General features: G+C 72.3%; 25 protein-coding genes. 18 read left to right on the top strand and 7 right to left on the bottom strand.

What is annotated here, in order from left to right:
- Positions 1-50 precede the first annotated feature (50 nt).
- Positions 51-596, top strand: coding sequence for an SH3 domain-containing protein (locus ABE438_RS18805; RefSeq protein ID WP_346504202.1), 546 nt, complete (start codon positions 51-53; stop codon positions 594-596).
- A 64-nt stretch (positions 597-660) separates the two neighbouring features.
- On the opposite strand, the gene irrA is transcribed toward ABE438_RS18805, so the two are convergent.
- Entirely contained in the window at positions 661-1,140 is a 480-nt protein-coding gene (gene irrA, locus ABE438_RS18800; RefSeq protein ID WP_346504201.1) for an iron response transcriptional regulator IrrA, read from the bottom strand.
- A 292-nt stretch (positions 1,141-1,432) separates the two neighbouring features.
- Here irrA and fabA point away from each other — a divergent pair, with 292 nt between their 5' ends.
- From fabA to ABE438_RS18775, 5 genes are all read left to right on the top strand, one after another.
- Positions 1,433-1,945, top strand: a complete 513-nt coding sequence (gene fabA / locus ABE438_RS18795; protein ID WP_346504200.1) for a 3-hydroxyacyl-[acyl-carrier-protein] dehydratase FabA — start codon at positions 1,433-1,435, stop codon at positions 1,943-1,945.
- Between the two features lie 130 nt (positions 1,946-2,075).
- On the top strand, positions 2,076-3,302 hold the full coding sequence (gene fabB, locus ABE438_RS18790; RefSeq protein ID WP_346504199.1) for a beta-ketoacyl-ACP synthase I: 1,227 nt from the start codon (positions 2,076-2,078) through the stop codon (positions 3,300-3,302).
- 84 nt (positions 3,303-3,386) lie between these two features.
- On the top strand, positions 3,387-4,220 hold the full coding sequence (gene fabI, locus ABE438_RS18785) for an enoyl-ACP reductase FabI (RefSeq protein WP_346504198.1): 834 nt from the start codon (positions 3,387-3,389) through the stop codon (positions 4,218-4,220).
- Entirely contained in the window at positions 4,210-4,758 is a 549-nt protein-coding gene (locus ABE438_RS18780) for a YcxB family protein (protein WP_346504197.1), read from the top strand. Before fabI ends, ABE438_RS18780 begins: the two co-directional genes overlap by 11 nt.
- Positions 4,759-4,797: 39 nt before the next feature.
- Positions 4,798-5,043 carry a DUF2188 domain-containing protein gene (locus tag ABE438_RS18775; protein ID WP_346504196.1) on the top strand — a complete coding sequence of 82 codons (246 nt, stop codon included), beginning with the start codon at positions 4,798-4,800 and terminating at the stop codon, positions 5,041-5,043.
- Between the two features lie 38 nt (positions 5,044-5,081).
- Here ABE438_RS18775 and ABE438_RS18770 read toward each other — a convergent pair whose 3' ends face one another.
- Complete coding sequence (locus tag ABE438_RS18770; protein WP_346504195.1) at positions 5,082-5,501, bottom strand: hypothetical protein; 420 nt, start codon at positions 5,499-5,501, stop codon at positions 5,082-5,084.
- 412 nt (positions 5,502-5,913) lie between these two features.
- Here ABE438_RS18770 and ABE438_RS18765 point away from each other — a divergent pair, with 412 nt between their 5' ends.
- From ABE438_RS18765 to ABE438_RS18720, 10 genes are all read left to right on the top strand, one after another.
- On the top strand, positions 5,914-6,402 hold the full coding sequence (locus ABE438_RS18765; RefSeq protein ID WP_346504194.1) for a Csu type fimbrial protein: 489 nt from the start codon (positions 5,914-5,916) through the stop codon (positions 6,400-6,402).
- Positions 6,403-6,534: 132 nt separating this feature from the next.
- The gene (locus ABE438_RS18760; protein WP_346504193.1) at positions 6,535-7,257 is read left to right on the top strand and encodes a fimbrial biogenesis chaperone; all 723 of its coding nucleotides are present in this window, start codon (positions 6,535-6,537) and stop codon (positions 7,255-7,257) included.
- A gap of 70 nt (positions 7,258-7,327) precedes the next feature.
- Positions 7,328-9,700 (top strand): fimbria/pilus outer membrane usher protein, encoded by a 2,373-nt coding sequence (locus ABE438_RS18755; RefSeq protein ID WP_346504192.1) that lies wholly within the window; start codon positions 7,328-7,330, stop codon positions 9,698-9,700.
- Complete coding sequence (locus ABE438_RS18750; protein WP_346504191.1) at positions 9,691-10,665, top strand: Csu type fimbrial protein; 975 nt, start codon at positions 9,691-9,693, stop codon at positions 10,663-10,665. Before ABE438_RS18755 ends, ABE438_RS18750 begins: the two co-directional genes overlap by 10 nt.
- 155 nt (positions 10,666-10,820) lie before the next feature.
- A complete protein-coding gene (locus tag ABE438_RS18745) occupies positions 10,821-11,186 on the top strand; it encodes a hypothetical protein (protein WP_346504190.1) in 366 nt (121 codons plus the stop codon).
- Between the two features lie 287 nt (positions 11,187-11,473).
- Complete coding sequence (locus tag ABE438_RS18740; RefSeq protein WP_346504189.1) at positions 11,474-11,977, top strand: copper chaperone PCu(A)C; 504 nt, start codon at positions 11,474-11,476, stop codon at positions 11,975-11,977.
- Positions 11,978-12,404: 427 nt separating this feature from the next.
- Positions 12,405-13,598: a glycine oxidase ThiO gene (gene thiO / locus ABE438_RS18735; protein WP_346504188.1), complete on the top strand. Its 1,194-nt coding sequence runs from the start codon at positions 12,405-12,407 to the stop codon at positions 13,596-13,598.
- Entirely contained in the window at positions 13,595-13,822 is a 228-nt protein-coding gene (gene thiS / locus ABE438_RS18730) for a sulfur carrier protein ThiS (RefSeq protein WP_465248639.1), read from the top strand. The genes thiO and thiS overlap by 4 nt, the downstream gene beginning before the upstream one ends.
- A 1-nt stretch (position 13,823) precedes the next feature.
- Complete coding sequence (thiG, locus tag ABE438_RS18725) at positions 13,824-14,600, top strand: thiazole synthase (protein ID WP_346504187.1); 777 nt, start codon at positions 13,824-13,826, stop codon at positions 14,598-14,600.
- On the top strand, positions 14,597-15,199 hold the full coding sequence (locus ABE438_RS18720) for a thiamine phosphate synthase (RefSeq protein ID WP_346504186.1): 603 nt from the start codon (positions 14,597-14,599) through the stop codon (positions 15,197-15,199). The genes thiG and ABE438_RS18720 overlap by 4 nt, the downstream gene beginning before the upstream one ends.
- Positions 15,200-15,298: 99 nt before the next feature.
- Here the strand turns inward: ABE438_RS18720 and ABE438_RS18715 are convergent, their stop codons facing one another.
- Positions 15,299-16,195 carry a 2-dehydro-3-deoxygalactonokinase gene (locus ABE438_RS18715; protein ID WP_346504185.1) on the bottom strand — a complete coding sequence of 299 codons (897 nt, stop codon included), beginning with the start codon at positions 16,193-16,195 and terminating at the stop codon, positions 15,299-15,301.
- Between the two features lie 184 nt (positions 16,196-16,379).
- On the opposite strand from ABE438_RS18715, the gene ABE438_RS18710 reads away from it, so the two are divergent.
- The gene (locus ABE438_RS18710) at positions 16,380-17,264 is read left to right on the top strand and encodes an aldose epimerase family protein (RefSeq protein WP_346504184.1); all 885 of its coding nucleotides are present in this window, start codon (positions 16,380-16,382) and stop codon (positions 17,262-17,264) included.
- Between the two features lie 6 nt (positions 17,265-17,270).
- Here the strand turns inward: ABE438_RS18710 and ABE438_RS18705 are convergent, their stop codons facing one another.
- The gene (locus tag ABE438_RS18705; RefSeq protein WP_346504183.1) at positions 17,271-18,008 is read right to left on the bottom strand and encodes a L,D-transpeptidase; all 738 of its coding nucleotides are present in this window, start codon (positions 18,006-18,008) and stop codon (positions 17,271-17,273) included.
- A 217-nt stretch (positions 18,009-18,225) separates the two neighbouring features.
- Between ABE438_RS18705 and ABE438_RS18700 the strand changes: the two genes are divergently transcribed.
- Positions 18,226-18,978: a sulfite exporter TauE/SafE family protein gene (locus tag ABE438_RS18700; RefSeq protein WP_346504182.1), complete on the top strand. Its 753-nt coding sequence runs from the start codon at positions 18,226-18,228 to the stop codon at positions 18,976-18,978.
- Between the two features lie 2 nt (positions 18,979-18,980).
- Here the strand turns inward: ABE438_RS18700 and ABE438_RS18695 are convergent, their stop codons facing one another.
- The 3 genes from ABE438_RS18695 to ABE438_RS18685 are packed head-to-tail and all read right to left on the bottom strand — an operon-like array spanning position 18,981 to position 21,670.
- Complete coding sequence (locus ABE438_RS18695; protein WP_346504181.1) at positions 18,981-20,060, bottom strand: sn-glycerol-3-phosphate import ATP-binding protein UgpC; 1,080 nt, start codon at positions 20,058-20,060, stop codon at positions 18,981-18,983.
- Between the two features lie 6 nt (positions 20,061-20,066).
- Positions 20,067-20,915 (bottom strand): sn-glycerol-3-phosphate ABC transporter permease UgpE, encoded by an 849-nt coding sequence (ugpE, locus tag ABE438_RS18690; protein WP_346504180.1) that lies wholly within the window; start codon positions 20,913-20,915, stop codon positions 20,067-20,069.
- A complete protein-coding gene (locus tag ABE438_RS18685) occupies positions 20,915-21,670 on the bottom strand; it encodes a creatininase family protein (RefSeq protein ID WP_346504179.1) in 756 nt (251 codons plus the stop codon). Before ABE438_RS18685 ends, ugpE begins: the two co-directional genes overlap by 1 nt.
- Between the last annotated feature and the right edge of the window lie 12 nt (positions 21,671-21,682).

Genomic DNA, 21,682 nt, shown 5'->3' with positions numbered 1-21,682 from the left:
CCGTTCGGACAGGTGCCGCCGCCGCAAACGGCTCTGAAGGAGTTGACTGGATGGCCCTTTCCGCGACGCGCGCACTCCGGGGCGCGGCGATCCTGCTGGCGCTCGGCCTGGCCTCGGCGGCCGGCGCGGCCCAGGACCTCGCGATCGGGCAGGTCAGCAAGCTGCCGATCCCGCGCTATGTCAGCCTGAAATCGGACCGGGTGAACCTGCGCGAGGGCCCCTCCAAGGAGCACCGCACCAGCTGGGTGTTCCAGCGCGCCGGGCTGCCGGTCGAGATCACCGCGGAATTCGAGACCTGGCGCCGGGTGCGCGACGCCGACGGCACCGAGGGCTGGGTGCTGCATTCGCTGCTGTCGGGCCGGCGCACCGTGCTGGTGGCGCCCTGGGTCAAGACCAAGGGCGAGACCTTCGCGCTCAGGGCCTCGGCCGATGACGGCTCGGCGGTGCGCGCCACGCTGGAGCCGGGCGTGATCGCCAATGTGCGCTCCTGCACCGGCGGCACGGACGGCTGGTGCCGCGTCACCGTCGGCAAGGTCGAGGGCCATATCCGCCAGGACCGGCTCTGGGGCGTCTATCCCAACGAGAAGATCGACTGAGCGCTGCGCGTCCGGGCGGCGACGGTCGGGGCGGCGATCCGCCGCCCGCGCCGGCCGATCGCCGTCAGGCCTCGATCTTGCAGGCCTCGATCTTGCGCAGGCGCACGACCACGTCGACGCGGGCGATCTCGTAGCCGGCCGGCGCCGCCGGCAGCTCGGCGACGTCGATCGCCGCGGCGGGAATGTCGATCACCGTGTCCTCGCCATCGACGACGAAGTGGTGATGGTCGCTGTTGTCGGTGTCGAAGAAGGTCTTGGCGCCGTCGATCGCCAGCTCGCGCAGCAGCCCGGCCTCGGTGAACTGGTGCAGCGTGTTGTAGACGGTCGCCAGCGAGACCGGCACGCGCGCCTTCATCGCCTCCTCGTAGAGCATCTCGGCACTGACGTGCCGGTCGCCCCGGGCGAAGAGCAGCCAGCCGAGCGAGACGCGCTGGCGGGTCGGGCGCAGGCCGACGCGGCGCAGGCGCTGGCGCACGTCGTGATAGGGGCATCCCTGGCGCGCATCCGCCGCGATGCCCGGCACCTGCGGGTTCGGTTCGCTCATCTCCAAGGCCTGCCCTTCAACCGTCGGGGCGCCGCGAGGGCCGCCGCCTGATGCTCATGATGGTCATTCAAATCTAGGGCCTGGCGCCGCCCGTCGCAAGCAGCGGGCGCAAGGGCGGGCCGTTCCGGCCGGCGCGAGCGGTGCCGGGCCGGGGATTTCCCGCCCTTCGCAAGGCCGCTTGCGCGCCGACGCGTCACCTGCGCCCTTCCGTTTCGCGGCGCGCCCGTGTTAGGCACGCGCTCAACGATGCAGGATCGCCGGACAGGGGCGGCCGGAACGGAGCAGGACGGGAATGGAGCGGCAATCGTCTTTCAGCTACGAGGAGATCCTCGCCTGCGGTCGCGGGGAGCTGTTCGGACCGGGCAATGCGCAGCTGCCGCTGCCGCCGATGCTGATGTTCGACCGCATCACCGAGATCAGCGAGACCGGCGGGCCGAACGGCAAGGGCTGCGTGCGCGCCGAGCTCGACGTGCGCCCGGACCTCTGGTTCTTCGACTGCCATTTCAAGGGCGACCCGGTGATGCCGGGCTGCCTGGGCCTCGACGCGCTCTGGCAGCTCACCGGCTTCTTCCTCGGCTGGCTCGGCCTGCCGGGCCGCGGCCGCGCGCTCGGCGTCGGCGAGGTCAAGTTCGCAGACCAGGTGCTGCCGAGCGTCAAGCGGGTCGTCTACGGCGTCGACTTCAAGCGCGTCTTCAAGTCGAAGCTGGTGCTCGGCATCGCCGATGGCTGGCTCGAGGCCGACGGCAAGCGAATCTACACGACGACCGACATGCGGGTCGGCCTGTTCAAGCCCGAGGAGGGCTGATCCCGGCGGCGATCGTCGCCCTGCGGCCTTGCGCCGGCCATGGCGGCGGTCCATTTGCGGGGCTCTATCTCTCGAGGCACGCCGGGCATACGCTTTCCGGCGCGCGACCGAACACCGGAGTAAGCGAGCAATGAGACGCGTAGTGGTCACCGGGATGGGCATCGTCTCGTCCATTGGCAACGATACGCAGGAAGTGCTGGCGTCGTTGCGGGAGGCGCGCTCCGGCATCGTGACCGTGCCCGCCTTCGTCGAGCACGGCTTCCGCAGCCAGGTCGCTGGCGTGCCGACGCTTGACCCGGCGACGGTGCTCGACCGGCGCGCCATGCGCTTCCATGGCGGCGGCTCCGCCTGGAACCAGGTCGCCATGGAACATGCCATCGCCGATTCGGGCCTTGAAAGCGGCGACATCAGCAATGAGCGCACCGGCATCGTGATGGGCTCGGGCGGCCCCTCGACCCGCGCGCTGATCGACGCCTACGACAAGGCGCGCGAGAGCGGCTCCTCCAAGAAGGTCGGTCCCTTCGCCGTGCCCAAGGGCATGTCGTCGACCGCCTCGGCCACGCTCGCGACCTGGTTCAAGATCAAGGGCGTGAACTATTCGATCTCCTCGGCCTGCGCGACCTCCAACCACTGCATCGGCAACGCCTACGAGCTGATCCAGTGGGGCAAGCAGGACATCGTCTTCGCCGGCGGCTGCGAGGAGCTCGACTGGACGCTCTCCGTGCTGTTCGACGCGATGGGCGCAATGTCGTCCGACTACAACGCAACGCCGGCCGTCGCCTCGCGCGCCTATGACGTCAACCGCGACGGCTTCGTCATCGCCGGCGGCGCCGGTGTCCTCGTCCTCGAGGAGCTGGAGCACGCCAAGGCCCGCGGCGCCAAGATCTATGGCGAGATCGTCGGCTACGGCGCGACCTCGGACGGCTACGACATGGTCGCCCCCTCCGGCGAGGGCGCGGTGCGCTGCATGCGCATGGCGCTGAAGGACGTGACGGCCAAGGTCGGCTACATCAACCCGCACGGCACCTCGACCCCGATCGGCGACGGCAAGGAGATCGAGGCGATCCGCGAGGTGTTCGGCGCCGGCGAGAAGAGCCCGCCGATCTCCTCCACCAAGTCGCTGACCGGGCATTCGCTCGGCGCGACGGGCGTGCAGGAGGCGATCTATTCGCTGCTGATGCTCAACCACGACTTCATCTGCGAGAGCGCCCATATCGACGAGCTCGACCCGGCCTTCGCCGACATGCCGATCGTGCGCAAGCGCATCGACAATGCCGGCCTGGAATGCGTGCTGTCGAACTCCTTCGGCTTCGGCGGCACCAACGCCACCATCGTGATGAAGAAGCTCGAGGCCTGAGGCCTTCCCGGCCCGCGGGACGCCATGGCGCTCCGCGGGTCTTTCCCTCCGGCCCCTTGCGCGGCCACCGTTCGGACGGTCCACATGCTTCCCCTGATGCACAACAAGCGCGGCCTCGTCATGGGCGTCGCCAACCAGAACTCGATCGCCTGGGGCATCGCGCGCACGCTCGCCGCGCAGGGTGCCGAGATGGCCTTCACCTATCAGGGCGAGGCGCTGGGCAAGCGGGTGAAGCCGCTGGCCGAGAGCATCGGCTCGAAGCTGGTCATCCCCTGCGACGTCGAGGACATCACCTCGGTGGACGCCGCCTTCGCGGCGATCGACGCGGAATGGGGCGGCGATCCCGCCCGCAACACGCTCGACTTCCTGGTCCACGCCATCGGCTTCTCGGACAAGAACGAGCTCAAGGGCCTCTATGCCGACACCAGCCGCGAGAACTTCTCGCGCACCATGGTGATCTCCTGCTTCTCCTTCACCGAGGCGGCGAAGCGGGCGGCGGCGCGCATGCCCCAGGGCGGCAGCATGATCACGCTGACCTATGGCGGCTCGATGCGCGTCATGCCGAACTACAACGTCATGGGCGTCGCCAAGGCGGCGCTCGAGGCGAGCATGCGCTATCTCGCCGCCGATTACGGCCCGCAGGGCATCCGCGTGAACGCGCTCTCGCCCGGGCCGGTGCGGACGCTGGCCGGCGCCGGCATCTCGGATGCGCGCGCCATGTATTCCTGGCAGCGGGTGAACTCGCCGCTGCGCAAGTCGGTGACGCTCGACGAAATCGGCGGCGCGGCGCTGTATTATCTCTCCGACCTCTCGGGCGGCGTGACCGGCGACGTGCACCATATCGACGCCGGCTACCACATCACCTCGATGCCGGTGCTCGACGGGCTGCGCGCCGCCGATGCGGGCAATGGCGACTGAGGGCGCAGCCCCGCCGGCGCGCGAGGTCCTCCTGCGCATCGGCGAGGGCGACCTGCTCGACGCCCAGCGGCTGATCACCCGCGCCAGGCTGCGCGAACCGCGCCGCCGCGCGCTGATCGCCGTGGCCTGGCTCGTCGTCTCCGTGGTGCTGGTGCAGATCTTCCGGCGCGAGCTGCCGCAGGCCCTGCCGCTGGCGCTGGCGATCGGCGGCGTCATCGCCGCGGCGCTGCTGGCGGCGACCTCGCTGCTGACCGTCAGGCTGCTGATCCCGCGGCTGGTGCGGCGGCATCTGCGCGCCGTGCCCTCCTTCCAGGACGATCTCGTCTACGACTGGTCGCCGGAGGGCATGCGGTGCCGGACCGTCGCGGGCGAATCGCAGATCCGCTGGGCCGGCTATCTGCGCTTTCTGGAGGATGAGCGGATCCTGCTGATCTGGGCCGGGCGGGTGAGCTACCAGCTTCTGCCCAAGCGCGTGTTCGCGCCGGGGCAGATCGACGAGATCCGCGGCTTCCTCGCCGCGTCGCGGCCCGGAACCTGAGGCCGCCCCGCCGGGTTCTCCAGCTTTCAGGAGAATCCCATGGCAGTGGTCAGATATGAAGTGGTCGAGCATGACGGCGGCTGGGCCTACAAGGTCGGCGACGTGCTCTCCGAGACCCATCCCAGCCACGCCGCGGCGCTGAAGGCCGCCGAGGACGCCGCGGCGCGCCAGACGCTGGCCGGCGAGACCGACGGCATCGTCTATCAGGACGCCGCCGGCGGCTGGCACGAGGAACTGGCCGACGGGCGCGACCGCCCGCAAACCCGCGTCGTCGACGAGGAGTGAAGCCAAGGGCGGGCGCAGGCGCGCCCGCCTTCTCGACCTCAGCGCTGGGTAAAGAAGGTGAGCAGCACCTTGCCCTTCTCGCCGAGCAGGCAGAGGAAGCGGCGCGGCTTGTCGGAGCGATCGGTCTGCAGATAGGCCTCGCCCATGATGATGCGCGTCACCGGCGTATCCTCGACCTTGGTCTCGGCGACCGCGATGGTCAGCCCGTCCTCGTCGATGAAGATGTCCTTGATCTCCGGCTCGCGCGCGGTGATCGCGGCCATGGCGCCGGCCTTGCAGGTGGCGACCTCCGGCGAGGCAGGCTTTTCCATCTTGGCAGGCTTCTCGGCGGCGGGGGCCGGCCTGTCCGGCGCTGCGGGCTTGGCGGCCGGGGGCTGTTGCGGCGCCGGCGCCTGGGCGAGCGCGGCCGGCGCGGCCAGCAGGAGGACGAGGGCGGCTGCGGCGGGCATGCGGAGCATGGAAACCTCGTGATGCGGCGAAAACGGATGCCGGCGGCCGGCATGATGCCCGCCTTGGCCTTCGCCAACGCGCGACCCGCCGGATGGTTCGCCGGCCGGCCCGACATCCGACGACAGCGCTCTCGGCAGGCACCGCGCCTGCCACAGTATTCGCCATGCGATGCGCTGTATTCGCTGCGCCCGCACGGCTTAGCCGGCCTCCGCGGGGCAGGCGCCGCAATGCCGGTGTAGCACGATAATCCTGATAAAATCGGGTTGTTTCGGGCCGAAACAGCGCTATCCGACCGCTTGGCCGACGGCGCGATAACGAAGTGTTAACCAAGAACTCGGCATCGTATGACGGAGAGATGACAACACAGAGCGCCTGCGACGACGCCGATCATTGCAAGAATCTCAGCCGGGAGCTGATGTCATGCGTCCGTTTTTGCCTGCCGCTGCCCTCTTCCTCGTCGCTGTCCTGTTCGCCGCGCCGGGCCGGGCCGCGACCGCCACCGGCAGCTTCCAGGTCCGGATCAACATCGAGGCCGGCTGCACGGTGAACAGCGCGACGACGCTGGACTTCGGCAATGTCGGCGTCCTGGCCGCGGACACCGACGTCGCCAGCACGATCACCGTCCAGTGCACCGCGACCACGCCCTACTCGATCGGCCTCAGCGCCGGCCTGCACGGCGGCAGCGTCACCACCCGCCAGATGAGCAACGGCGCCGGCACGATCGCCTATTCGCTGTGGCGCGACGCGGGCCGCAGCCTGAACTGGGGCAACACCGTCGCCGGCGACACCGTCGACGCGGTCGGCAACGGCGCCGCCCAGGCCCACACCGTCTATGGCCGCGTGCCGCCGCAGACCACGCCGGCCCCTGGCCTCTATACCGATACGATCACCGTCACCGTGACCTACTGACCGCGCGGCCCTTCCGGGCCGGCCTGCCGCCTTCAGCCTTCGCCTCCCGCCTACCGATATCGACCGACGGACCGCGCTCCCCCGATGGCGCGGCCGGCCGATCCCCTGCGCGCCCGAGAAGGAGGTCCCGCGATGGCCCACAGAACCGTCCGCCTGGCGAGCCTCGTCGCCCTGCTGCCGCTGCCCGCCCTGGCGACCTCGCTGCAGGTCTCGCCGGTCCTGCTCGACGTCCCCGCCCCCGGCGCCGCCACGACGATCACCCTGCGCAACACCGACACCGAGCCGCTGACCGCCCAGATCCGCGTCTTCCGCTGGCAGCAATCCGGCGGCGTCGAGCGCTTCGAGCCGACCGACGAGGTGGTGGCGAGCCCGCCGATGATCGACCTGCGCGCCCGCCAGGACTACACGGTGCGCGTGGTGCGCACGGCGCGGCGGCCGGTCTCGGGCGAGGAGGCCTACCGGCTGGTGATCGACGAACTGCCCAAGCCGCAGCGGCGGCCCGGCACGGTCTCGCTGGTGCTGCGCCATGTCGTGCCGGTGTTCTTCGCCGAGCGCGCCGCCAGGGCGCCGGAACTGGCCTGGAGCGTCGGCCAGCAGGGCGGGCGGCTGGTGCTGAGCGCGACCAATCGCGGCGACAGCCGGATGCGGCTTTCCGCCCTGCAGCTGCGCGACGAAGCCGGCCGGGTGATCGGCGGCGGCAACGGGCTGTTCGGCTATGCGCTCGGCCAGGGCTCGATGCGCTGGACGCTCCCGGCGCGCAGAGCAGCGCTGAAGCCCGGCAGCCGGGTGTCGATCCGCGGCATGGCAGAGAACGGCGCCTTCCATGCGACAGCGCCCGTCCAGGCCGTCCGCTAGCCGGGCGCTGCTGCTGGTCATGGCCCTGTCGGTCGCGACATGGTGCAGGGCAGGCGCGCAGGAGCCGGGCTTGCGGCCCGCGCTGCCGGCGCGTCCCCTGCAGCTCGACGTCCGCATCGGCGGGCTGGCGCTCGGCCTGATCGGCGCCTTCCAGCGGGACGCGGCGGGCGCGCTGTCGGCAACCGGCGCCGAGCTGGCCGAGCTCGGCATCCGCACGCCCGCCGGCTACGGCCCGCGCCAGCCGGTGCCGCTCGCGGCGATCCCCGGGCTGACCTATGCCTATGACGAGCCGGCGCAACGCCTCGACATCACCCTGCCGGAGGCGCAGCGCCTGCCCAAGGTCTACGACGCCGCGCCGAAGACCGCCGACGGCGCGCCGCCCGCCGCGACCACCACCGGCGCCGTGCTGAACTACACGCTGTTCGGCAGCTCGGAAGGCACGCAGCCGCGCGATTTCTGGCGCTATCCGGCGCTCTCCGCCACGCTGGACGGGCGCGTCTTCGGGCGCTTCGGCGTATTGTCGCAGACCGGCATCGCCGGCAGCCGCGCCGGCGACGGCGATCGCGGCGAGCTGCTGCGGCTCGATACCAGCTGGAGCTATTCCGACCCGGCCTCGATGATCAGCTACCGCGCCGGCGACACCATCTCCTCCGGCCTGGCCTGGACCCGGCCGATCCGGCTCGGCGGCGTGCAGGTCCAGCGCAATTTCGGCCTGCGGCCCGACCTGATCACCCTGCCCTTGCCCTCCTTCGCCGGCAGCGCCGCCGTGCCCTCCACCGTCGACGTCTTCGTCAACGGGGTGCGCACCGCCTCGCAGGAGGTCGGCACCGGCCCGTTCCGCATCGACAACCTGCCGATCCTCTCCGGCAACGGCAATGCCAGCATCGTGCTGCGCGACGCCTCGGGCCGCCAGACCGAGACCACCCTGCCCTTCGTGGTCTCCGGCAAGCTGCTGCGGCCGGGGCTGCTCGACTTCTCGGCCGAGGCCGGCATGCCGCGCCTGGCCTACGGGCTGCGCTCCAGCCTCTACGCCGAGACGCCGGCGGGCTCGGGCAGCCTGCGCTACGGGCTCAGCGAAAGCGTGACGCTGATGGCGCATGGCGAGGGCACGCGCGGCTTCGGCAATGGCGGGCTGGGCGCCGCGGTCGGGCTCGGCTCGTTCGGGCTGGTCAGCGCCGCCGGCAGCGGCAGCTGGCATGACGGCGCCTCGGGCGCGCAGGCCTATGCCGCCTTCGAGACGCGCTGGCAGGGCATCTCGCTCTTTCTCTCGAGCCAGCGCAGCTTCGGCGACTATCGCGACCTCGCCTCCGTCACCGCCGCGCCGCTGGCGCTGGCACCCGGCTCGGTCGGCGCCGGGCTCGGCCTCGGCGCGCTGGCGGGCGACCCGCTGGGCTGGACCCGGCTGCTGCTGCCGCCGCGCGCGCTCGACCGCGCCTCGCTCGGCTTTCCGGTGCCGGCGCTCGGCGGCGCGCTCAATCTCGGCTATGCCCGGATCCGCAGCGTCGGCGGCCAGAGCAGCCGCGTCGTCAATGCAAGCTATACGAGGCCGTTGCCGCGCGGCGGCTCCTTCTACGTCACCGCCTTCGGCGACATTGACCAGCGCGACAATGCCGGCGTCTTCGCCGGGCTGTCCTTCCCCTTCGGCGGCAACATCACCGCCTCCACCGGCGCCAGCCGCTCCGGCGGGGCCTGGTCGATCGCCGCGGACATCGTCAAGCCGATCGAGCGCGAGCCGGGCAGCATCGGCTGGCGGGTGCGCGACGTCGAGGGCCGCGAGCAGCGCCGCAGCGCCGCGCTGGCCTATCGCGGCAGCCATGGCCAGGTCGAGGGGACGCTCAGCCAGCAGCGCGACGGCCGCGTCGCGGCGACGGGCCAGCTCGACGGCGCGCTGGTCATGGCCGGCGGCGGCGTCTTCGCCGCCAACCGCATCGACGACGCCTTCGCCATCGCCGATGTCGGCGCCCCCGATGTCGATGTGCTGCTGGAGAACCGCGTCGTGGCGCGCACCGGCGCCTCGGGCAAGGCGCTGGTGCCGGGCCTGCGCGCCTACCAGGCGAACCGGCTGGCGATCGATTCGCGCGGCCTGCCGGTGACCGCCATCGCCGAGACGACGCGCGAGGTGGTGGCGCCCGGCGATCGCGGCGGGGTGGTGGTCGATTTCGCGGTGCGCTCGGTGACGCATGCCGCGATCGTGCTGCTGCACGGCGCCGACGGGAAGCCTCTGCCCGCCGGTTCGCGCGGCACGCTGCAGGCCGGGCTGCGCGGCGCCGCGGCCCAGGCCGCGGACTTCGCGGTCGGCTATGACGGGCGCGCCTTCATCGAGCATCTCGCCGCGCAGAACGAGGTCGTCGTCCAGCTCGGCGAGGGCGAATGCCGCGCCAGCTTCGCCTTCGCGCCACGCGCGGGCGAGCAGGTCACGGTCGGACCGGTGCCATGCCGCTGAACCCCGCCCGCCTGCTGCTCCTGCTCGGCCTGGCGCTGCTCGCCGGCCTCGCGACAGGCGGGCGGGCGCAGGCGCAGAGCTGCACCTTCAATGTGACGCCGCTGGTCTTCGGCCCGGTCGACGTCACCGCCAATGTCGTGACGGAAGCGACGGCGACCGTCTCGGTGACCTGCACCGGCCTGCTCACCCTGCCCGTCACGGTCGGCGTCTGCATCGATTTCGGGCCTGGCTCCGCCGGTGCGGCCAGCGCCACCGACCGCTACATGGTCAATGGCAGCAACATCCTGCGCTACGGGCTCTACACCGCCGGCGGCGTCACGCCCTGGGGCTCCTCGGCCTGGCCGGGCGGAGGCGCCGCCCCCGTCGGCTTCAACCTCAACCCGCCGATCGGCGGCAGCGTCACCCGCACCGAAACCCTGGTCGGGCGCGTCCATGCCGGACAGCCGACCGCGGCGCCGCTCGCCTATAACAGCGTGCTCAGCGGCATCGACGCGCGCATCCGCTACGGAGCGCTTTCCTTCCTGCTCGGCTGCGACCTGCTCACCGCGACGCAGACCATCTCGTTCTCGGTCGCCGCCACTGTGCCGCCGACCTGCCGGGTCACCGCCTCGACGCTGGATTTCGGCTCGACCGGCGTGCTCTCGAGCGCGCGGGACGCCAGCTCGACCCTGGCGCCGACCTGCACCAACGGCACGAGCTACCATATCGGCCTGAACGGCGGGCTCTCGGGCGCCAGCGACCCGACGCTGCGGCGCATGGTGAAAGGAGGCGAGTCCGTCATCTACGGCCTCTATCGCGATCCGGCCCGCGGGCAGGCCTTCGGCAGCACCCAGGGCGTCGATACCGTCGCCGGCACCGGCACGGGGCTGGCGCAGGCGCTCAGCGTCTACGGCCGCGTCCCGGCCCAGGCGACGCCCTCGCCCGGCGCCTATTCCGACACGGTGGTCGCGACCATCACCTATTGAGCGCTTGCCGGCGCCGGGGAGCGCGCATGGGGGCTGCGGCAAGCCATCGCGCGCCGCGACGCGCTTTGCCGCTTCCCGCCGGTGCGGCGAGGGACTAATCATAGGGGCGACAGGGAGCAGGACGGGTGTCGCTCAGCACGAAGACACGAGGCAGGATGTGGGTCGCGATCCTCGCGGCCTATGTGCTCGTGCTTCAGGCCCTGCTCGGCGGCCTCGCCGGCGGCGCCCGCGCCGACGCGGCCCGTCTCGACCAGGCGCTGGCGATGAGCCTGTGCCTGCCCGGCGGCGACCTGAACGGCCTGCCCGGCGACACCGGCAAGGGCCTCGCCCATGCCGACAAGAGCTGCTGCACCGCCGGCTGCCCGATGCTGGGCGGCACCGGCCCGGCGCCCGCCGGCTTCAGCCCGCTGGCGCATCGTCCCGCCGACCATGTCGCCTTCAGCCGCCGGCTCGACCGCCCGGTCGGCTATCTGGCGATCCGCTCGCCCGGCAGCCCCCGCGCACCACCGTTCGCCGGCTGAGCCGCCGTCCGCCGCCCTGAGGCGGCCGCGACCGCCGCTCGTGCCGCGCCTCCGCCGTCGCAGACGCGGCCGCGCGACCTGACGCCCGCAATCCCGTGCTCTCCCCGCCAACCGGTCGCATGGCGCCGGTTCGCCCGCCCGACGCATCGGCACGCCGCATCGCCCCAGGCCCGCGCGAGGCCCGACGAGCGGGAGGCCGGGCCCCGCCCTCACCCCGCGCCGACATGGCGCTCATCCCTTCGCCACCCCCTGCCAGCGGCAGGCCATCCACCCAAGGAACAGACATCATGACCAAGCCGATCTCGCTCCTCGCCGCGCTCGCGCTGACGCTCGCCGGCGGCGCCGCCCTCGCCCATGACTACACCGTCGGCCCGCTCAAGATCGGCCATCCCTGGACGCGCGCCACGCCGGCCGGCGCCAAGGTCGCCGGCGGCTATCTCAGCGTGCGCAACACCGGCGCGGACGCCGACCGGCTGGTCGGCGCGACCTCCGAGATCGCCGGCCGCGTCGAGGTCCACGAAATGGCGGTAAAGGACGGGGTGATGACCATGCGCCCGCTCAATGACGGCCTGCCGGTCAAGGCCGGCGAGACGGTCGAGCTCAAGCCCGGCGGCCTGCACATCATGTTCCTCGACCTGAAGCGCCAGCTCAAGGAAGGCGAGAAGGTCAAGGGCCAGCTGCGCTTCGAGAAGGCCGGCACCGTCGATGTCGACTTCGCCGTGCAGTCGGTCGGCGCCCGCGAGGGCGGCCATGCCGGCCATGGCGGCGGCGACGCCGGCCACAAGCACTGATCCCCGGGCGAGGAGCGACGCGTGCTCCTCCGCACCGAGCCGGGGTGCGGCGGCGGCACGGACGTCTTCGCCGGAAAGCACAGCGCGCGCCCGCGCATCGGCGGCAGGCCGCGGAACCTCGCCGCGCAAGACGGCGGCCGGAGTGGTCCAGGGCACCCCGGGCTTCCGCGGCGAGGGAGCCTGCGGCCGGCACGCGACGGGACAATTCGCGCCCTTGACCTGGGGGCAGGCGCTCGCCAGAGTGCCGCCATCCAGGGAGATCCCCGGCAAGGGGCTGAGACACCGCTGGCTGACCGGACATCTCCGGAGAAGCGCGCGGAAATCCTTCGAACCTGATCCGGCTCGCACCGGCGGAGGGATGGAGATCTCGGCCCGGCCGCTCGTGCCCCGCGACGATCCCCGCCTCTCCCGACCAGAGGAGATGGCGATGAGAGGCCCCCCGTCCACCGTGCTGCGGCGCGTGCCCGCGCCTCCCGATCCGGGCGGCGACGCTCCCGCTCTGCCGGCCCATGTCGACGTCGCCATCATCGGCGGCGGCGTGATCGGCCTGTCGATCGGCTGGCGGCTGCTGGCGGCCGGCCTCAGCGTGGCGATCCTCGATCGCGGCGCGATCGGCGGCGGCGCCAGCCTCGCCGCCACCGGCATGCTGGCCGCCGCGGCCGAGTTCGAGCCGGGCGCCGAGCAGCATCTCGACTTCGCCCGCGACAGCCAGCGGCTCTGGCCCGGCTTCGCCGCGCGGCTGGAGGCCGAAAGCGGCCTCTCGGTCGATTATCGCAGCGACGGCGTGCTGATCGTCGCCCAGTCGCGCGACGAGGTCGAGCGACTGCGCTTCCGCCACCGCCTGCAGCTCGCCGCCGGGCTGCCGACGCGCTGGCTCGCCGGCGCCGAGTGCCGCGCGCTCGAGCCGGCGCTGCGGCCCGCCATCACCGCCGGCGTCTTCTGCCCGGACGACCACCAGGTCGACCCGCCGCGCGTGGTCGCGGCGCTGGTCGAGGCCGTGCGCCGGCGCGGCGGGCATATCCTGCCCTTCTGCGCGGCGGAGCCGGCCATCGCGGGCGAAGCGGTCGAGGGCGTCGAGACCCCGCAGGGGCTGCTGCGGGCCGGGACGGTGATCGCCGCCGGCGGCGCCTGGACCCGGCTGCCGGAGGAGACGCTGCCGCTGCGCCCGCTGCGCGGCCAGTCGCTGGCGCTGGCGATGGAGCCGGGACGGCCGCTGCTCGGCCGCATGGTCTGGACCGACGAGGTGCATCTCGCACCCAAGGGGGACGGCACGCTGGTCGTCGGCGCCACCATGGAGGAGCGCGGCTTCGACGATGCCGTCACCGCCGGCGGCCTGTTCGCCCTGCTCGACGGGGTCAGGCGCGTCCTGCCCGGCGCGGAGGAGCTTTCGGTCGAGGCGGTCTGGTCCGGCTTCCGGCCGACCAGCGTGGACGACGCGCCGATCCTCGGCACCACCGAGACGCGTGGGCTGCTGGTCGCCACCGGCCACCACCGCAACGGCTATCTGCTGGCGCCCGCCACCGCCATGGCGATGGCCGCGCTCGTCCTCAACGGCACCATCGGCGAGCCGGCGGCCCCCTTCGCCACCGGCCGCTTCCGCAAGCAGGAGCATGCGGCATGACCGGGTCCGCGATCAGCCTGACCCTGAACGGGGTCGCCCATGACAGCAGCGCGCCCGACCTGATGGCGCTCTGGCGCGAGCACGCCGCCGCGCGCGAGATCGCCGAGCCACGCGGCTTCGCCATCGCCCTCAACGGCGCCGTGGTGCGCCGGGCGCAATGGGCGCAGACGCCGCTGGCCGCCGGCGACCGCGTCGAGATCGTGCGCGCCTTCGCGGGAGGATGAGATGAGCAGCAACGATGACGGCTTCACCATTGCCGGGACGACCCTGTCCTCGCGCCTGCTGATCGGCACCGCCGGCTATCCGACGCAGGCGATCATGACGGAGGCGGTCGCGGCCAGCGGCGCCGAGATCGTCACGGTCTCGCTGCGGCGGATCTCGCTGGCCGGACACGGCTCCGACACGGCGCAGCTGCTCTCGGGCTACCGGCTCCTGCCCAACACAGCCGGCTGCGAGACCGCGCGCGACGCGGTGCTGACCGCCGAGCTCGCCCGCGAGGCGCTCGGCACCGACTGGGTCAAGCTCGAGATCATCGGCGACCGCGAGGCGCTCTATCCCGATGTCGGCGAGCTACTGGCGGCAACCGCGACGCTGGTCGACGCCGGCTTCACCGTGCTGCCCTATTGCAGCGACGACCCCGTGGTCTGCGCCCGCCTCGCCGATCTCGGGGCCGCGGCCGTGATGCCGATGGGCTCGCTGATCGGCTCCGGCATGGGCGTCGCCAATCCGGCGCAGCTCGAGCTGATCTGCGCGCGTTCGCCGGTGCCGGTGATCGTCGATGCCGGCATCGGCACCGCCTCCGACGCGGTGATCGCGATGGAGTGCGGCGCCGCGGCGGTGCTGCTCAACACCGCGATCGCCAAGGCGGCCGATCCGGTGCGGATGGCGCGCGCCATGCGCCATGCCGTCGAGGCCGGGCACCATGCCCATCGCGCCGGGCGCATCCCGCGCCGCGGCCGGGCCGAACCGTCGAGCCCGCAGCTCGGCCTGGTCGGATCGTGAGCCGGCTACCCGACCGGCTGCTGATCGTCACTGACCGCCATCAATGCGCCGGCCCCCTGCTCGCGCAGGTCGAGGCACTGCTCACGGCGGGCGCCCACTGGATCTGGCTGCGCGACAAGGACCTGCCGGGCGCGGAGCGGCTGGCACTGGCCCGCCAGCTTCGCGAGGCGACCGCGCATCATCGCGCGACGCTGACCATCGGCGCGGATCTCGCGCTGGCGGAGGCGGTCGAGGCGGACGGGGTGCAGCTGCCGGCCGGCGCCGACATCGCGGCGGCCCGCCGGCGGCTCGGGCCGACGGCGCTGATCGGCGTTTCCTGCCATGGCGGCACCGAGGCACGCCGAGCGCTGGCGGCCGGCGCCGATTATGCGACGCTGAGTCCGATCTTCGCCTCCGCCAGCAAGCCGGGTTACGGGCCGGCGCTCGGCACGGGCGCGCTGGCGGCGGCGACGCCCTCGGTGGCGCTGGGCGGCGTGACGCCGGAGACGGCCGGCGCCTGCCTCGCCGCCGGCGCGAGTGCGGTGGCGGTCATGGGCGAAGCGATGCGCGCCGCCGATCCGGCCGCCTTCCTCGCGGCGATGCGGCGGGCGCTCGCCTAAATCGCGGCGCGTCCGAACAAATGCGGGAACGGTGATCTATGACCTTGGCATCGCGTCGGATCAGTCCGGAGAGCGGACGCCGCTTTTCGGCCCGATGCGCTAGCCGCGCAGCGCACCGGCGAGCCGGAGCGCCCCCGCGACGAAGGCGTCCTGCGGGTCGGTGACGGAAGGCGCGAGCCCGGCGGCGGCGAGCGCGGCGCCATAGCTCCGCGCCAATGCGCCGTCCGCCACTAGCGCCAGCCCGTCGAGCGATCCGAACAGCGCCCGCGCCCCGGCGATCTCCTGCGCAACCAGCAGCGCCGAGAGGAAGGGGCCGACCATGCCGCCGCTCATGCGCCCGGCCAGCACCTCGCTGCGGGCGGCGAAGGCGGCGTTGAGCAGGCCGCCGGGACGAGCGGCGGCGGCGATGCCGAGCCGCGCCCCGGCTTCGGCCTCCGCCGGGCTCGGTTCGGTGGCGAGCCGGGCCAGGATCGACTGGCCAGCGAGCAGCCCGTAGACCTCGCCGGTCATGAAGCTGGCGAAGCCGGTGATGACGCCGCGCTCGACCCGCGCCCATTTCGAATGGGTGCCCGGCAGGCAGACGATGCCGTCCGCGAGCCCGAGGCCGACCAGCAGCGTCTCCTCGCCGCGCATCACGTCGAAGGCGCCGTCGTCGCAGGACAGGCCGGGCAGGATCGTCGCGCGCGCGCCGTCCTCCAGCGTCACGGCGATGCCGGCGGCGGCGATCGCCTCCGGCGAGGCCGGGCAGGCGACATAGGGCGCCTCGACCCAGCCATTGCGGCTGCCGACCATGCCGGCGAGCAAGACCGGCGCCTCCGGCGCCATGCGGCGCAATTCGCCGGCGATCTCGGCGAAGGCGGCCGGGAAGCCGCCGGCCGGCACCGACTGGATGCCGCGATCGGCGCTGCGCCTCGCCTGCACCGTGCCGTCTGCCGCGATCAGGACGGCGCGGGCACGGGTGGTGCCCCAGTCGAGCGCGATCAGGGGTCGGGACATGGCGGGCTCCGGCGGATCGAGGCGAGATGAGAGCCACGAGCAGGCGCGGCCGGCCGACAGTTTCCGGGTGGACGGGCGCCGGTCAAGCGCCGAGGCGTGCGGGGCGCACGGCGATCTTGCCCACGGCGGCGAAGCCGGGCATGGCTCTGCGCCGTCCGTCGCCGCCAGAACCGGGATCCGCGCCATGCTCACCCTCGCCCACGGGCCCTATACCTGCCGGATCGCGGCGGAAGCCGGCGGCACGATCGCCGCGCTCGACTGGCAGGCACCGGACGGACGGACGCTGCCCGTGCTGCACGCGCCAGAGGGCGTCGTGCCCTGGACGCAGGCCACCAACAAATTCGGCTGTTGGGCGATGCTGCCCTTCGCAAACCGCGCCTTCGGCAGCCTGGTCGACGACGGCACCACCCGTTTCACCGTGCCGGCCAACGATCCGTCCGGCACGATCCACGGCTTCGGCTGGCAGGCGGCCTGGGAGGTCACGGAGCAGGCGCCGGACCGCGTCGTGCTGCTGCACCGGCGCGTCGACGGGCCGGACCCGTATCGCTATCGCGCCCGGCAGGAGATCGCGCTCGGCGCCGACGGGCTGACCATCGGCCTCGACCTCACCAACGAGGCCGGCGAGACCCTGCCCTATGGCATGGGGCTGCATCCCTGGTTCCCCTGCGCCGACGATACGACGCTGGCGATGCGGGTCGAGGGCGCGCTGGTCTTCGGCGAGGCCTTCCGCGCCAGGGGGGCCGAGCGCTTCACCGATGGCGGCCCCTATGCCGGCGCGCCGGTCTTCGCCACCGGGCGGGAGACGGCCTGGAGCTTCCTCGGCTGGGACGGCCGCGCGCGGATCGAGACGCCGTCGCGCGGGCTTGCGATCGCGATCGCCGCCAGCGACAGCCTCGCCTGCCCGCTGGTCTGGCAGCCGGCCGGCGCGGCGTTCCTCTGCGTCGAGCCGCAAAGCCACGCCGCGGGCGCCCCGAGCGAAGCCGCGGTGCGGGCGGTCTCGCCGCTGGCGCGTCTCGCTCCGGGCGAGACGCTCTCCAGCTGGATGCGGATCGCGGCGGCGGCGCTCTGAACCGCCTCAGCGCCAGCTGGGGCCGGCATAGGGCTGGAAGCCATAGGCCTCCGCCGGGATGGCCGGGCGCAGCAGGATCCGGCCGCGCGCCTCGCCCCAGCCGGGGGCGGTGCGCATGCCGGCGGCGAGCGCGGCCGGCTGGCCACCGCGGGCCCGCGCCTTGGCGAGCTGCGGCTTGCCCTGCGCGCCGCCGCGGGCGAGATGCGCCTTCTGGCCGGAGCGGGACTTGGCGAGCGTCGTCTTGGCGCCCGCACGCGCCGTGACCACGCCGTGCTTCTTCGCCGGCGCCGCCTTGGCGAAGCGGGAGAGACCGTCCGGCGCCGTGCCGCCGAGCGCGATGCGGGTGGCGCCGGCGCCATGCTTCCTGACCAGCGCGAAGAGCTTGGCGGCGTTGGCCGGGTGCAGGCGGATGCAGCCATGCGAGGCTGGGCGCCCGAGCGCGCCGACCGCGGTGGTGCCGTGGATGGCGTAGCCGCCGCGGAAGAACACCGCATGCGGCATCGCCCCGCCATATTTGCGCGAGTACCAGTTCTTCTCGAGCCGCGTCGGGCGGTAGACGCCGTTGGGCGAGCGGAAGCCCTTGCGGCCGGACGAGATCGTCCAGACATGGCGCTCGCCGTCGCCGGTGGTGACGCTCATGCGCTGGGCGGCGAGATCGACGCGGATGTCGAGACCGGCGCGCGCCGGCGCCAGGCCCGCCAGCGATACGAGGACGAAGGCGAGGAGGCCGAAGAATCGACGCATGACGCTACTCCCGAATGACGCAACCCTGACCGGCTCTCCTCTTCGCCGCACCGGCCGAAATCATGCCGGACGCGACGAGATCATGGCCGTTGCCATGAAGTGAACGGCGAAACGTTGCGGCTGTAAAGCCGGATCGCCCGTCATGGTTTTCCGCCGCCGCACGGATTGCCGCGCGAGGCGGCCGATGCCAGAAAGAGCGCCCCATCCGGACGCCGCCATGCCCGAGACCCTGCTGCCCGCCGGCCTGTCGCCCGCGATCGCGCTCCTGCTCGTCGCCTTCAGCTTCCTGACCTCGGCCTTCACCGCCGCCTTCGGCATCGGCGGCGGGGTGGCGATGCTCGGCGCGCTGGCCGGCACGGTGCCGCCGGCCCTGGTCATCGCCGTGCACGGGCTGGTGCAGTTCGGCTCGAATATCGGCCGCACGGTCGTCCAGCGCGCCCATGTCGCGCTGCCGGTGATCCTGCGCTTCACCCTGGGCTCGGTGGTCGGCGTGGCCCTCGGCGCCTGGTTCGTCACCGCCCTGCCCGAGCGCCTGCTGCTGCTCCTGCTCGGCGGCTTCATCCTGGCGATGACCTGGGTGCCGAAGCCGCGCCTGCCGGGCCTCGGCGCCGCCGGGCTGGTGATCGGCGGGGCGCTCGCCAGCTTCGTCACCATGTTCGTCGGGGCGACGGGGCCCTTCGTGCAGGCGCTGCTGCTGCCGCTCGGGCTCGACAAGCGCGGTCTCGTCGCCACCCATGCCGCCTGCCAGAGCATCCAGCATCTTTTGAAGGTCGGCGCCTTCGGGGCGCTCGGCCTCGCTTTCGCCGACTGGCTGCCGCTGGTGGCGGCGATGATCGCCGCCGGCTTCGCCGGGACGCTGCTCGGCACGCGGCTGCTGGAGCGGATGCCCGAGCGCTGGTTCCAGATCGCGATCCGCACGATCCTGACCGTGGTCGGGCTCGACCTGCTGCGCCGGGCCGCCGGCTGGTAGGCTCAGTCCCGGCCGAGCCGCAGTCCCGATTCCGCGTCGAAGACATGGACGCGCTCGGCATCGACCGTGACCCAGACGCGCCCGCCCTGCACGCCGACCTCGCCCGTCGCCGCCTGCATGACGAAGGGCTTGCCGGCAAGCCGGCCGTGGAAGAGCTGCGTCGCGCCGAGCTCCTCGACGAACTCGATGTCGAAGGGCAGCGAGCCGGCCTCGCCCTCGGAGACCAGCTCGACATCCTCCGGCCGCAGGCCGATCTCGACCGCGGTGCCGGCCGGAAGGTCCTCGCGCAGGTCGCGCGCCTGCAGGATGGCATCGCCGAGCGCCACGATGCCGGGCCCGTCGACGAGGCCGGGCAGGAGGTTCATCGGCGGCGAGCCGATGAAGGTCGCGACGAAGCGGCTCGCCGGCTTGCGGTAGACGTCGGCCGGCACGCCGATCTGCTCGACCTGACCGCCATTCATCACCACGAGCTTGTCGGAGAGCGTCATCGCCTCGACCTGGTCGTGCGTGACGTAGATCGACGTGACGCCGAGCGTGCGCTGCAGCTTCTTGATCTCGACGCGCATCTGCACGCGCAGCTTGGCGTCGAGATTGGAGAGCGGCTCGTCGAACAGGAAGACCTGCGGCTTGCGCACGATGGCGCGGCCCATGGCGACGCGCTGGCGCTGGCCGCCGGAGAGCTGGCGCGGGCGCCGCTGCAGGAAGGGCTCGATGGCGAGGATGCGCGCCGCCTCCTGCACGCGCCGGTCGATCTCGTCCTTCGGCGTGCCGCGATTGCGCAGCCCGTAGGCCATGTTGTCGTAGACGCTCATATGCGGATAGAGCGCGTAGTTCTGGAAGACCATGGCGATGTCGCGATCGGCCGGCTCGATCTGGTTGACGACGCGGTCGCCGATCGCGACCTGGCCGCCCGAGATCGTCTCCAGCCCGGCGACCATGCGCAGCAGCGTGGACTTGCCGCAGCCGGACGGGCCGACCAGCACGCAGAAGCCGCCGTCGGGAATGTCGAAGGTCACGCCCTTCACGGCCTCGACGCCGCCGGCATAGACCTTCCTGACATTGGTGAGCGTGACCTGGGCCATGGCGGCTTACTTCTCGGTTTCGACGAGGCCCTTCACGAAAAGCCTCTGCATGGCGATGACGACGATGACCGGGGGCAGCATGGCGAGCATGGCGGTGGCCATGGCGAGCGACCATTCGGTCAGGGCGTCGGAGGTGACGATCATCTTGCGGATGCCGATCACGATGGTCTGCATCGAGTCCTTGGTCGTGATCAGCAGCGGCCAGAGATACTGGTTCCAGCCATAGATGAACTGGATGACGAACAGCGCCGCGATGGTCGTCAGCGAGAGCGGCAGCACCGTGTCCTTGAAGAAGCGGAACGGGCCGGCGCCGTCGATCTTCGAGGCCTCGAGCAGTTCGTCGGGAATGGTCATGAAGAACTGGCGGAAGAGCAGCGTGCCGGTCGCCGAGGCGATCAGCGGCACGGCCAGGCCCTGGTAGCTGTCCAGCATGCCGAGATCGGAGACGACCTTGAAGGTCGGGAAGATGCGGACCTCGACCGGCAGCATCAGCGTGACGAAGATGATCCAGAACGCCGTCATCCGCAGCGGGAAGCGGTAATAGACGATGGCGTAGGCCGAGAGCACCGAGATGAAGATCTTGCCCAGCGCGATGGTCATCGCCATCACGAAGGAGTTGAACATCATCCCGAGCACCGGCTCGCGCGTCGAGCCGGTGGTGCCGACGAACAGGATGCGGTGGTAGTTCTCGAGGAAATGCGGGCCGGGCCAGAGCGGCAGCTGGCCGTTGATGATGGTGGCGTTGTCCCAGGTCGAGGCGACGAAGGTCAGCCAGACCGGAAAGGCGACGACCAGCACGCCGAGCGTCAACACGACATAGGCGATCGCGTCGCCGAGGCGGCGGTCCTCGACCATCAGCCCTGTTCCTCGCGCGCATCCAGCAGGGCCGCCAGGCTCGACGCGGCGGCGTCGAGGAAGGCCCTGCCCTTCTCGGGCGTGGCGCGGCGCGCATCGCCGATCACGCCGGCCTCGGTCATCTCGCGGAAGGGCCGGTAGCGCCCGACCGCCGGCCGCGTCAGCGCGGCGAGATCGGCGCCCAGCATGCCGAAGGCCTCCGGGAGGCGCTCCGGGCGCACCAGATCGGGGGCGACGGCCATCATCATCGCGGTCTCGACCTCGCAGGCGTGCAGCACGCTGACCTGGTCGTCCATGAAAGGCGCCATCGCCTCCTGCGCCAGCACGAAATAGGTGGTGGCGCGGATCGCGAGCCCGGTCTCGCGGGCAAAATCCGGCAGGAAGGCGCCGAGCGCGGCGATGTTGCCGCCATGGCCGTTGACGATGACGACGCGGTGGAAGCCGTGGCGCTCGAGGCTCTTCAGCAGCGCCAGCAGCACGGCGCGATAGGTCGGGATGTCGAAGGTGAAGGTGCCGCCGAAGGCCATGTGGTGCTCGGCCATGCCGCACCAGAGCGTCGGCGCGACCACGACCTCGGTCCCGGCGCGCTCGGCCGCCAGCCGGCAGACCGCGCCGCAGAGCACGGTGTCGACGCCGACCGCCAGATGCGGGCCGTGCTGCTCCATCGAGGCGACGGGCAGCACCACCACCGCGTCGCGCGCCGCCAAGGCGCGCAATTCCTCGGCGGTGAGCTCCTGCCAGAGAACCGATGCCATCACACCATCCTT

Source organism: Allobosea sp. TWI1241, assembly GCF_039673065.1.
Taxonomy (GTDB): domain Bacteria; phylum Pseudomonadota; class Alphaproteobacteria; order Rhizobiales; family Beijerinckiaceae; genus Allobosea.
Note: the sequence above shows the minus strand (reverse complement) of the source record. Positions and strands in the feature narration are given on the sequence as shown.